At 70.3% G+C, this 11,146-nt stretch carries 15 protein-coding genes; 9 read left to right on the forward strand and 6 right to left on the reverse strand.

Annotated elements, in window-relative coordinates; genetic code table 11:
• The first annotated feature begins 28 nt into the window (after positions 1 to 28).
• Complete coding sequence (locus GWK61_RS20565; RefSeq protein WP_194910438.1) at positions 29 to 742, forward strand: thioesterase II family protein; 714 nt, start codon at positions 29 to 31, stop codon at positions 740 to 742.
• Between the two features lie 61 nt (positions 743 to 803).
• Here the strand turns inward: GWK61_RS20565 and GWK61_RS56620 are convergent, their stop codons facing one another.
• The 3 genes from GWK61_RS56620 to GWK61_RS20575 all read right to left on the reverse strand — a co-directional run bounded on the left by GWK61_RS56620 (position 804) and on the right by GWK61_RS20575 (position 2,157).
• Entirely contained in the window at positions 804 to 1,010 is a 207-nt protein-coding gene (locus GWK61_RS56620; RefSeq protein WP_228562646.1) for a hypothetical protein, read from the reverse strand.
• Between the two features lie 122 nt (positions 1,011 to 1,132).
• Complete coding sequence (locus tag GWK61_RS58615; protein WP_267254305.1) at positions 1,133 to 1,258, reverse strand: hypothetical protein; 126 nt, start codon at positions 1,256 to 1,258, stop codon at positions 1,133 to 1,135.
• A 47-nt stretch (positions 1,259 to 1,305) separates the two neighbouring features.
• Complete coding sequence (locus GWK61_RS20575; RefSeq protein ID WP_194910420.1) at positions 1,306 to 2,157, reverse strand: putative nonproteinogenic amino acid hydroxylase; 852 nt, start codon at positions 2,155 to 2,157, stop codon at positions 1,306 to 1,308.
• Between the two features lie 212 nt (positions 2,158 to 2,369).
• Between GWK61_RS20575 and GWK61_RS20580 the strand changes: the two genes are divergently transcribed.
• Positions 2,370 to 2,600 carry a phosphopantetheine-binding protein gene (locus tag GWK61_RS20580; RefSeq protein WP_228562647.1) on the forward strand — a complete coding sequence of 77 codons (231 nt, stop codon included), beginning with the start codon at positions 2,370 to 2,372 and terminating at the stop codon, positions 2,598 to 2,600.
• A gap of 64 nt (positions 2,601 to 2,664) precedes the next feature.
• Positions 2,665 to 3,243: a hypothetical protein gene (locus GWK61_RS20585; protein WP_194910423.1), complete on the forward strand. Its 579-nt coding sequence runs from the start codon at positions 2,665 to 2,667 to the stop codon at positions 3,241 to 3,243.
• A gap of 51 nt (positions 3,244 to 3,294) precedes the next feature.
• On the opposite strand, the gene GWK61_RS56625 is transcribed toward GWK61_RS20585, so the two are convergent.
• A complete protein-coding gene (locus tag GWK61_RS56625) occupies positions 3,295 to 3,465 on the reverse strand; it encodes a hypothetical protein (RefSeq protein ID WP_228562648.1) in 171 nt (56 codons plus the stop codon).
• Between the two features lie 362 nt (positions 3,466 to 3,827).
• On the opposite strand from GWK61_RS56625, the gene GWK61_RS20595 reads away from it, so the two are divergent.
• The 3 genes from GWK61_RS20595 to GWK61_RS56630 are packed head-to-tail and all read left to right on the forward strand — an operon-like array spanning position 3,828 to position 6,240.
• Positions 3,828 to 4,580 (forward strand): GntR family transcriptional regulator, encoded by a 753-nt coding sequence (locus GWK61_RS20595; protein WP_194910425.1) that lies wholly within the window; start codon positions 3,828 to 3,830, stop codon positions 4,578 to 4,580.
• Complete coding sequence (gene tmpA, locus GWK61_RS20600; protein ID WP_228562649.1) at positions 4,577 to 5,680, forward strand: 2-trimethylaminoethylphosphonate dioxygenase; 1,104 nt, start codon at positions 4,577 to 4,579, stop codon at positions 5,678 to 5,680. Before GWK61_RS20595 ends, tmpA begins: the two co-directional genes overlap by 4 nt.
• Complete coding sequence (locus GWK61_RS56630) at positions 5,680 to 6,240, forward strand: phosphonate degradation HD-domain oxygenase (RefSeq protein ID WP_323747664.1); 561 nt, start codon at positions 5,680 to 5,682, stop codon at positions 6,238 to 6,240. The genes tmpA and GWK61_RS56630 overlap by 1 nt, the downstream gene beginning before the upstream one ends.
• A gap of 33 nt (positions 6,241 to 6,273) precedes the next feature.
• On the opposite strand, the gene GWK61_RS20605 is transcribed toward GWK61_RS56630, so the two are convergent.
• Complete coding sequence (locus GWK61_RS20605; RefSeq protein WP_194910427.1) at positions 6,274 to 7,050, reverse strand: VOC family protein; 777 nt, start codon at positions 7,048 to 7,050, stop codon at positions 6,274 to 6,276.
• Between the two features lie 146 nt (positions 7,051 to 7,196).
• Between GWK61_RS20605 and GWK61_RS20610 the strand changes: the two genes are divergently transcribed.
• Positions 7,197 to 8,642, forward strand: a complete 1,446-nt coding sequence (locus tag GWK61_RS20610) for a hypothetical protein (RefSeq protein ID WP_194910439.1) — start codon at positions 7,197 to 7,199, stop codon at positions 8,640 to 8,642.
• Here GWK61_RS20610 and GWK61_RS20615 read toward each other — a convergent pair.
• Positions 8,583 to 8,837, reverse strand: a complete 255-nt coding sequence (locus tag GWK61_RS20615; protein WP_194910428.1) for a hypothetical protein — start codon at positions 8,835 to 8,837, stop codon at positions 8,583 to 8,585. The two genes, GWK61_RS20610 and GWK61_RS20615, sit on opposite strands and share 60 nt — an antisense overlap.
• Positions 8,838 to 8,992: 155 nt before the next feature.
• Between GWK61_RS20615 and GWK61_RS20620 the strand changes: the two genes are divergently transcribed.
• Positions 8,993 to 9,916 carry a ketopantoate reductase family protein gene (locus GWK61_RS20620; protein ID WP_194910429.1) on the forward strand — a complete coding sequence of 308 codons (924 nt, stop codon included), beginning with the start codon at positions 8,993 to 8,995 and terminating at the stop codon, positions 9,914 to 9,916.
• A 162-nt stretch (positions 9,917 to 10,078) separates the two neighbouring features.
• Positions 10,079 to 11,146: lysylphosphatidylglycerol synthase transmembrane domain-containing protein (locus tag GWK61_RS20625; protein ID WP_194910433.1), on the forward strand; the 1,068-nt coding region annotated here is incomplete at its 3' end.

Raw genomic sequence — 11,146 nt, forward strand, 5'->3', positions numbered from 1 at the left:
GGCGGCCGAGATGACAGCGATGACGGCGATGACAGCGACACCGGCACTGGTGTGCGTGCCGTTCGCGGGGGCGGGGCCCTCGTTCTTCCACCCGTGGCGGGACCTCGCGGCCGGCCGGTGGCGGGTGCTCCCGGTCGAACTGCCGGGCCGGGAGCGGCGGATCCTGGAGACGCCGTACCGGAACGTGGTGGAGTCCGCGCTGAACTGTGTCGACGACGTCGTCGCAGGCCTGGGCGACGGGGAGTCCGTCCTGTTGTTCGGGCACAGCCTCGGCGCGGTGCTCGGGTACGAGCTGGCACACCTGCTCCTCGACCGTGACATCACGGTCGACGGTCTGGTCGTCAGCGGCTCGCCCGGACCGTGGACCCAGCGCGAGAGGCGGGCCACAGGCCTTCCCGACGAGGAGTTCCTGGTCCGGGTCGAGGAGTTCGCCGGCTTCCGGCACGAGGCCCTGGACCACCCGGAGATGCGCGACTTGATCCTCCCCGTGCTGCGGGCCGACTGCGAGATGCACGAGAACTACGTCCCGAGCCGGGACGATCCGCTGCCGGTCCCGATCTGCTCGGTGCGCGGGAGCTCCGACGGGCTGGTGACGGCGGAGGAGGCGCAGCAGTGGCAGAAGGCGACCACGGAAGCCTTCCGCTATGCGGAGTTCCCCGGCGATCACATGTATCTGGTGGACAGCGCCCGGGAAGTGCTGGACTTCATCGCCGGGGAGTTCGACCCCACCTCAGGGATCTGAGAATCGGGGGCGAGTCATGATGTGATTCGCCCCCGCCGGTGCATGAAAGAGCCCCCGAACACTAAGTGTTCGGGGGCTCTTTCATGCACCGGGTCGACTCGATCGGACTCTCTGTCGGGAGGCCGGCCGAACCCTCCGGCAGCGCCGCGTTGAGCACCGCCACCTTCTCGTTCCACTCGTCCTGCCCGGCGAACGGGATGGTCTCGTTCTCCTGGTAAACCGGGAACCGGCGGTAGCTGTTGCCGTCGCCGGTGTCGGAGCCGCGCACCAGCAGTGGGTCGAGGTAGATCCCCGAGCTCTGGATCCGGAGAACAGCATGTCGGGCTGGTCGGTGCGGGAGGACGGCTGGTGGCAGTGTTCCGGACGCAGGTCCGGGTACTTGTTGGTGAGTCAGTCCACGTGGCCGCGCACCTCGTCCAGCACCTCCGGCGGCACTACGTCGCCGATGATGGCGAAGCCCTGCTCGGCGTATTCCTCCGCGGCTCTCTTCAGCACGCCGTCGTCAAGCGTGTCCATACATCAGCTCCGTCTCCTGTGTCGAGAGTCGCCTTGTTCGGCGGCCCTCACCACTCGAACTTCTCGCGGAGGCTCCGCTTTTCGATGCAGTAGGTGCGGAATGCCCGGGCCTTGGCCACCATGTCCTCGTCGCCGGAACGTCGGGCGGCCTCGACGTACCAGTCGAAGACCTCCCGGGCGTGCAGGTGCCGCGAGAAGTGGGTCTCGACGAACCGGCGGAACGCCGGCCGCATGGTCGCGGCGGTCAGCCGCCGGCAGGAGTCCAGCAGTTCTTCGCGTTCCTCCTCGGTCGGCTCGGGCCGATCCATGATGCGGACCGGCTCGGTCGCGGGAATGTCGCCGCGGATCTCGACCGGCTTTTCCGAGCCCGCGTAGTCCAGAACCAGATTGAGCCGGGAGATGGCGGAAGTGCTGCCCGCCGAATGCGGATCGGTGGTGTGGATCTTCCACACCTCACCGCGGCGGAGGTGATAGACGATGTTGTTCTCCGAATGGAGCGATTCTTCGCTGGTGCGCAGTGGGACCTGCAGCCTGGTGCCCGGTTCCTCGAATTCCAGGAAATCCACATGCGGCACTATTCCCCCGTCGTGGAGCGCGAAGATGCGCACCCATTGCAGCCGGTCGAGGGAGAAGTGATCGGTCACGACGGACATGACGGCCGGCAGCCGCTTGCCCAGTTCGGTGAGCGCGAGTTCGTCGCCGTGCGGGCGGAAGGCGAGGTCGGAATCGGCGCCGCTGCCGTTCGCCAGAACGTGGCAGGACCATGATCCGAAGGTCAGGGCGTCGTACTCGCCGGGATAGTCGTGGTGGTCCACGACGGCCAGTTCGGATTCGAGATCGTACGAGTCCATCGGCAGCACCGCGAGCCGTTGTGATTTTAGCAACGAAATCCTCCCCACACATACTGGCCGGAGGATCCGACACAGATGGGCGTCATTATTCCGAGCAGTCACGGTAATCCCCGTGAGATACCCCGGACAATGGCCGCCTCCGGCGCGCGCGGCGCCTGAGGCGCAGAGGGTGACATCGGTGGTGCGGCCGCGCCAGGATCGGACCACACGCTTGTGTCCCGTTGGCGGGACAACCGCCGGCAATGGAATCGGGGCTGCCCATGTCACTCGTGCGTGAGATCTCGGCGCTGTGGGGGGAATACCTCAATGACGGCGCGGTCGAGGCTGACGACAACTTCTTCGAACTCGGCGGGAATTCGCTGATCGGGATAAAGATCATCGAAAGGGTGGCCCAGGAGTACGGCGTCGAACTCTCCGTCCGCGCCTTCTACCTGGCGCAGACCCCGACCCGGGTCGCGGAGCTGATCGAGCAGGGGCGCGCTGGCACGTGAACCCTGTCTGAAGACCACCCCTCAGCGCTGATTCGCCGTCGGCGTTCGATGCCATAATCCGGGAATGAGACGTCGGAGGTGGGGGACGGCCGCAGCCGTAGTCGTCGTGGCGGCAGCCGGGACGACCACGGCGCTGCTGGTCACCGGATCAGCGGACGCGAGTGACTACAAGGCTTTGCCGACGTGCGGCAAACTCGCGGGTGCGCTGCCCGGACAGCCGGCGTTGACGGTGGTGAACGACGCCCCGACTCAGCCGCCTGAGCACGGTCTGGATCCGGCTTTCATGGACCTCCAGTGCGCGACCGCGGACATGCAGGGCTACGTCGCCGTCGACATCTACCAGGCGGGCAGCCTGGATCTCGGTACCGCTGTGCAGTACACGGACAAGGCCGTGCACGACGGCCGGTCGCGCGCCAAGGCGGAGTTCGTCCGGAGAAGTCCGGGCTCGAAGTCACTGAGTGCGGATGTGCGCTACAGCGCGGCACCCACCGGCAATTCCATCTGCACGGTGTACAGCCTGAAACGGAACGCCGTGGCGGTGCTGGGGATACCGGCTACCGGCTCGCTCGACCAGTTCGAGGCGGCCTGTCGGCAGATCGCCGAGAATCAGCTGCCGAAGGTGGTCGGCGCGGCGCTGGGATGAGGGCCGCTGGCCGTTCAGCCGGCCACCAGCCCTTGTTCGTTCCTTGTTCGTTCAGCGCTCCACGAGCCGATCGCGCCCCGCCTCGTAGCCGGCGCCGGCCATCAGCACGCTCAGCGCCACGAGCAGCCCGAGCGGCAGGGTCCAGCCGTTGGTGCTCTGGTGCAGGATGCCGAGCAACAGAGGGCCGGTCGCGGCGATGAGGTAGCCGATCGACTGCGCCATGCCGGCCAGCGCCGCCGCGTCGCCGGCGCTGCCCGCGCGCCGGCGCTGCCCGCGCGCTGGCTCTGGAACGTCAGCGCCAGGACGAGGGTCGCGCCGCCGCCGATGCCCAGAAGGGTGCACGACACCAGGTAGGCCGACGGCGCGGCCATCAGCAGCGCGAAGCCGCCGGCGACGGTGAGCGAGCCGACGAGGGCGGTCCAGCGCTGGTCGGTGCGGCCGCGGGTGAGGATCGGCAGCAGGCTGCTGGAGGTCAGGGAGTCTTCACCCGTCGTTCACCCGCCGAGCCGGCGTCGCCGAGTAGCTTGTTCCACCAAGACAGAACTTGGTCCTACAAGTGACGAACCCCGAGGAGAGCAGACGCCATGCCGGCAGCCATGTACCAGGACCTGGCAGCGACACTGCGCGACGCGATCGCCGACGGCAGCTTCCCGCCGGGTTCGCGCCTGCCCTCCGAGCACGAGGTCTCCGAGCGCTACGGCGCCTCCCGCAACACCGTCCGGCGGGCCTTCGCCGCGCTCAGCCAGGACGGCTTGATCTCCTCGCACCAGGGCGCGCGCCGCATCGTGCTGGCCGAGCCGCGCGTGCAGAGTTTCAGCGAGCTGCGATCGTTCTCGCGGTGGGCGCGCTCCATCGGCGAGGTGCCCTCCGGCCGGGTGGTGCTGCTCGAGCGGCGGGCCGCCACCGACGTCGAGGCGCAACAACTGGCTTTGGCGGCGGGGGAGCAGGTGGTGTACCTGGTCCGCCTGCGCCTGCTCTCCGGCCGGCCGGTGATGATCGAGCGGACCGCGTACGCCGACCGGGCCGGGTCCCTGCTCGGGTTCGTCGACCTGGAGCGGGAGTCGGTCTGCGAGCGGCTGGAGGAGTACGGCATCTTCTTCGCCCACGCGCAGCACACCATGGAGGCCGTCAACGCCTCCGCCGAGGACGCCGCGCTGCTGGAGACCGAGCCCGGCGCCGCCCTGCTGCGGGAACGCCGCCGCACCACCGACCACGACGGCCGGCCCCTGGAGTGGTCCGAGGACGTCTACCGCGGCGACGCCGTCGCCTTCTCCATCCGCAACTCCCTTGGCGCCGCACCGCTGGCGCGCGACCACGTCAAGAAGGACCGCTCATGACCCTTCCCGTCTCCGACTACCCCGCGCTGTGGCTGCGCGACAACTGTTCCTGTGGCGACTGCGTGGCACCGGGTACCGAGCAGAAGCTCCACGGCATCACCGACCTGGCGCCGGACACCCGCATAGCCCGGGTCGAAGAGCACGAGGACGCCGTGGTCGTCGTCTTCGCACCGGACGATCACCGCAGCCGCTTCACCCACGCCTGGCTGGCAGCGCACCGGCTCGACGCAGGGTCCGGGACGCGACCGGCCGACGACCGCTCTGAGGACGCCAAGAACCTCTGGCAGGCCACTGACCTGGCCGATGCGATCCCTACCGGCGACTGGCCGACGTTCCAGCAGGATCCGGTCGCGCGGGCCGCGGGCCTGGAGGCCTTGCTGCGCCAGGGCTTCTTCCTGCTGCGAGACGTCCCGCCGACCGACCGCGCGGTCCTGACCGTGGCCGAATCCTTCGGTTACGTACGCCGCACCAACTACGGCGAACTCTTCGAGGTCCGGGTCGAAGACCAGCCCACGAACCTCGCCTTCAGCAGCCTCCCGATCACACCGCACACCGACAACCCGTACCGCGATCCCGTCCCGACCATCCAGCTGCTGCACTGCCTGGTGAACGCCGCCGAGGGCGGGGATTCCGGCCTGGTGGACGGCTTCGCTGCGGCGGCGCGGCTGCGAGCAGAAGATCCCGCCGCCTTCGACCTGCTCGCCCGGACTCCAGTGACCTTCCGCTACGCCGACGCCGCAACTGAACTGTCTGCGACCCGGCCCCTCATCGGCCTCGATCCCGTCGGTCGGATCCGCGAGATCCGCTTCAACAACCGCTCGATGCGGCCGATCGCCCTGCCGGCCGAGCAGATCGCCGCCTTCTACGCCGCCTACCGGCGGCTCGCCGAAATCCTCTACAGCGCCGAAGCGCAGCTCACCTTCCGGCTGGAGCCCGGCGACTGCGTCGTGTTCGACAACACCCGCGTCCTGCACGCGCGTACCGGCTTCCGGGCCGGCGGCGCACGTCACCTGCAAGGCTGCTACGCCGATCTGGACGGCGCGTACAGCGCACTCGCGGTCCTGCGCCGCGGATCCCTCGAATCGAACGGAGCGGCATAGTGAATGAGACAACAGCGATGAACCCGGTCGACACATTTGCCATCCTGTTCGCCGAGCAAGGTGCGAACGACTACCTCGGCGAGGCGGTGACCCAGTCCGCGCACATGCTCCAAGCCGCGGCGCTCGCTGAGGCCGCTGGTGCTCCGGCGTCGCTGGTGGCCGCCGCTCTGCTGCACGATGTCGGGCACTTCACCGGTCCGGTGAGCGGCGACGAGTTGATGTCCGGCACCGACAATCGGCACAGCCACGTCGGCGCGGACTGGCTCGGCGCCTGGTTCCCGGAGTCGGTCACCGAGCCGGTGCGGCTGCACGTCGCCGCTAAGCGGTACCTGTGCGCCACCGAGCCCGGATACTTCGAGAAGCTGTCGGAGGCGTCCGTCTATACCCTGCAGGTGCAGGGAGGTCCGATGAGCGCCGAGGAGGCCGAGCGGTTCGCCGCCGGGGAGTACGCGCTCCAGGCGGTGGCGCTGCGCCGCTGGGACGAGGAGGCGAAGGATCCCGATGCTGACGTGCCGGGATTCGAGTACTACCGGCCGTTGCTGGAAGGGCTGGTCCGGTGATGCCGGTGACGCCGGTACGCCGGTGACGCGGGCTCAGGCCACGGTGGCGTCCGCGCGTTCGGCTTCATACAGCGCGAACACAGCCCCCTGCGGATCCCGCAACGTCGCGAAGTAGCCGGTGCCCGGCAGGTGGAAGGCCTGAGTCAGGGTCTGTGCACCCAACTCTGCCGCCTGTTCCGCAGCCGCCGCAGCGCTGTCCGTCCGGAAGTACAGCAGCCAGTGCGGCGGGACGTCGTCGGGGACGCCCGAAGCGCGCATGTTCTGCACGCCGCCGAACCGGCGGTCGCCAGCGCTCAGGTGCGCGTAGGCGTCGTCGCTGATCGACCAGCCGAACAGCGCCTGGTAGAAGGCGTTCGCGGCGGGCACGTTGCGGGTCGCCAGCTCCGCCCAGCACGGCGCGCCGGGCTCGTCCCACAGGCCGAAGCCGTGGAAGGTGCGGGGCTGCCAGACGGTGAACATCGCGCCGGTCGGGTCGCGCAGGACCGCGAAGCGGCCGTTGTCGAAGATGTCCATCGGGGCCATCAGGACCTCGCCGCCCTCCTCGGCGGCCCGGGCGGCCGTGGCGTCGGCGTCCAGGACCGCGAAGGAGACCGTCCAGGCGACCGGCTGGCCCGGGGCGTAGAGCGGGGACATGGCCGCGACCGGGGTGTCCTCCAGCGTCGCCATGGTGTAGCCGCCGGCTTCGGCGCGCGGGTCCGTGGTCACGGTCCAGCCGAACAGGGCGGTGTAGAACTCGCCCGACTTCGGGACGTCGGCGGTGCCCAGTTCGGCCCAGCACGGTGCGCCGATGGCTGCTTCGGTCGGCTTCATGGGGGTCAGGTTTCCACGTCATCCAGGGGTGCGCGAGCGGAATCGGGGATGCCTTCATCCGTTCAGCGCAAGCGATTCGTGTCTCCGGGTCCTGATCGCCCAGAGTAGGCGCGTCTTCGGCAACCTCGGGCGGACGGATTCGGACCTTGGCCACACGGTTCTCGGCAACGGCGGCGGCGATCGGGCTGGTGGGCGGGGTGCTCGCCGCCTCGCCGGTGGGCGCGGCGACGGCGGCGGCGCGTCCGGTGCCCTTAGGCCCCGCGTCCTTAGGTCCGGCGCGCTTAGGTCCCGCGCCCTTAAGCCCGGCGGCGGGGTCGGGCTCCATCCCCTACTCGGTCGCCGATCCGGACACCGCGCCCCGGCCGGTGGTCACGATCGTGATCGGCGGCGTGCAGCTGCTGATGCTGCTGGACACCGGCTCGACCGGGATCCGCGTGGCGGCCGACAAGATCCCCTCCGGCGCGGTCACGGTCACCGGCCCGGCCGCGGCCTACGGCTACGGCAGCGGCATCCAGCTGCACGGCGACCAGGCCGACGCCGACGTGGTCATGAACGGCTACCACACCGGTCCGCTGCCGATCGAGCTGGTCCGCTCCACCGACTGCTTCGCGGACAAGCCGAACTGCCCGGCCGCGCACGGCGCCAGGCCCGCGATGTTCGGCGGCGTCCTCGACGGCATCATGGGCGTCAGCCCCGAGGAGATCTCCGGGCTGGTGAACCCGCTGTGGGCGCTGCACGACGCCGCCGGCGACCACATCGGCCGGCAGTTCGCGGTGAGCTACGACCCCTCGCAGGTCAGCGGTGAGATCCGGCTGAACGTCCCGGCCGCCGGCTACGGCCTGGCGCAGCTGCCGAGGACCCCGGCGGGCAGCCACCGGCACGTGCGGTCGGCGCGGCTGCCGGCGGCGCCGCCGTCGTGGAACCCGCGGGCCGTGCAGACCTGCGTCGAGGGCGCCGGGCTGGTGAAGAACTGCGGCCCGGCGATGTTCGACACCGGGACCCCGGAGTTCGCGCTCAACGTGCCCGGCGGTCCGGCGGGCACCTGGCCGGCGGGGCGCTCGCTGCTCGTCGGCGTCCCGGCGGCCGGCTGGTCAGCCGCCTACAGCACCGGCTCGGGCACCGGCGTCACCGTGGCCGACGCGCCCTCGACCACGACCTCCGGCACGCTGATCGGGTTCCCGGCGTTCGCGCAGGGTCCGATCCGCTTCGACCTGGAGGCCGGGACTGTCGGGTTCCCGGTCCACTCGGGGCCGGTTTCGGCTCTGGCTCCGGCGCCGCAGCAGGGCGGCCTGGTCGAGGCGCCGGCGGACCCGGCCTCGGCTCCGGTCGCGGTCCCGGCCCCGGCCCCGGCCGCCGTGCCCGTCGCCGCGCCTCAGCACCCTGCGACGACACCCTCCGCGCCCCAGCACGCGACGCCCAAGAAGCGCCACCCGGGGCTGCCCTTCCACAAGACCGGCAAGAAGGCCCGCAGCCTTCCCGACACCGGAGTCCCCATGTCAGCAGCCCTCGGCGCGGTCACCGCGCTGACCGCACTACTCGCGGGCATCGGCACCGTCCGGGCCGCGCGCCGCCGCACCGACCGCGAGGCCTGATCCGGGCAGCGATGCCTCAGGCTGGTGGACCCGGTGCTGCCCCAGATCGTGGCGGCAGCCGAACAGCGACCACTTGTGGCCGTCGCAGAGGTCGTGGGTCGACGCGGCGGCGGTGATCGGCGCGAGTGAGGCGGCGACGACTGTGGCGGCGGCGAGCAGGCGCGCGACGCTTCGGGGGCTGATGAGAGACTTCATGCCCTCCAGATTCTCGATCCATCGGGCTCAATGCCGCATTCGTTGCTCCGAACGGATGGCTGTCCGGAGTGCTCGTGGACAGTGGCGCGGGAATGATCACCTCCGCGCAGTGGTTGTTCGCTAGGACCACTGTTGCTTCCCAGGAGGGGTGCGGAATGCGGATTCTCGTCGTCGGAGCCGGGGCCACCGGCGGATACTTCGGTGGGCGGCTGGCCCAGGCCGGGCGGGACGTGACGTTCTTGGTCCGCGAGGGCCGGGCCCGCACGCTGCGCGAGCGCGGCCTGCGGATCGTCGGGCTCGGCGAGCAGACCGTGCTGGAGCCGAAGCTGGTCACCGCCGACACCGTCGAGGGGCCCTACGACCTGGTGCTGCTCACGGTGAAGGAGTCCGGCCTGCTCGGCGCGGTGGCGGACCTGGCGCCCGCCGTCGGCCCGGACACGCTGATCCTGCCGGTGCTCAACGGGATGCGGCAGATCGACGTGCTGGTCGAGCGCTTCGGTGAGGACGCGGTGCTTGGCGGCATCGCCTACGTCATGACCACGCTCGACGCCGACGGCGACATCCTGCGGCTGGCGCCGATGCACCGCGTCGCCTACGGCCGCCGCGACGGGAGCCTCGACGACCGGATCCGGGCCGTGCACGCCGAGCTGTCCGACGCCGGGTTCGATACCGCGCTGTCCGAGCGGATCCTGTCGGGGATGTGGTCGAAGTGGACGTTCATCGCCGCGCTCGGGGCGGTTTGCGTGCTTGGCAACGGCACCGTCGGCGAGGTCGCGGGGGTGAGTGGCGGTGCGGCGCTGGCGGAGACGGTCCTGGCCGAGGGCGCGTCGGTTGCGGCGGCGGCCGGATATCCGGTCTCGGACAAGGAACTGGACGTCTACCGGGGCATGCTCACCGAGCAGGACAGCGACGACACCTCTTCGCTGTTCCGCGACTTGTCCGTGGGCCTGCCGGTCGAGGCCGAGCAGATCTTCGGCGACCTGGTGGCGCGCGGCGAGGCGCTGGGCGTCGCGGTGCCGTCGCTGGCTGCGGTGGCGGTTCGGCTTCGGGTGCACAACGTGCGGGTGGCCGGGGCGTAACGCTTTCGTGGTCGATCGGTGGGGCTGGGCGTAACGCTGCCGCATAGTTATGCCCGGTCCGTTAGCCTCCTTCGATATCAGGGCGCTTCTTGTCAGTGTCCTTGGTTGTGTTCTTGGTCGTGCGCTTGGTAGTGCTCTTGTCAGAGGCCGGAGGGGGCTGACGTGGCTGTCGTGGGGAGGTTTGGGGCTCGGGGACGGCGTGCGGCTGCGGTGCTGGTGCCGGCGGTCGTGTGCGTCGCCGCCTTCGGGTACGGGCTGCCCAAGCTCGCGTCGTACCACGGGGTGTTGGGCACTTTCCGGGCGCTGACTTCGGGTTGGGCGGTGCTGGTCCTGGCTGCTGCGGCGCTGAACCTGCTCGCGAACTGGGTGTTTATTGCCGCCGCGATTCCCGGGCTGCCGTTGCGGCGCGCGGCTGCGGTGAATTTGGCGTCGACGGCTGTGGCGAATACGGTGCCGGCGGGCGGCGCGGTGTCGGTCGGGGTGAGTTGGCGGATGCTGTCGAGTTGGGGGCTGAGTCGGCGGTCGTTCGCGGTGTACACCGGGGTCACCGGGGTGTGGAGCACGTTGGCTAAGTTGGCGACGCCTGCGGTGGTGGTGCTGGTGTTGGCTGGCACCGGGCGGCTGACGTCGGGCAATGGGGCTGTCGCGACTTTGTGCCTGGGTGCGGCGATCTGCGCTGGCGCGTTTGTTGGTGGTGTGGCGGTGGTTCGCCGCTCGCTGCATGACGAGCGCGCGGCGCACGCCGTCGGGCGTGGTGCGCAGCGGTGGGCCGACCGCGTGTTCCGGCTGGCGCATCGCACGGCGCCGACGACGATCGCGGCGGTGGTGGTGCGTTTTCGTGATGATTCGGTGGAGCTGCTGCGGGCTCGGAGCACACGGCTGACGCTGGCGAGCATCGGGAACGACCTGGGCTGGCTGCTGGTGTTCCAGACGTGCTTGCTGGCGTGCGGGGTGCCGCAGTCGCAGGTTCCGTGGAGCCGGTGTCTGGCCGGCTTCGCGCTCGCGCGGGTGCTGTCGGCGGTGCCGGTGACGCCGGGCGGGGTCGGCGTGATCGAGCTGGGGCTGACGGCGTACCTGGCCGTCGGGCTGGACCCGGCGGGGGCCGCGCGGGTTACGGCGGCGGTGTTGTTGGCGCGGGGGCTGACGTATGTGTTGCCGATTCCTTTGGGGGCTGTGGCTTATGCGGGGTGGCGGTTGCGGCGGCCGGGTGGGCGGAATGCTGTGCGGGGC

The sequence above is a fragment of the Catenulispora rubra genome, from assembly GCF_015356825.1.
GTDB lineage: Bacteria > Actinomycetota > Actinomycetes > Streptomycetales > Catenulisporaceae > Catenulispora > Catenulispora rubra.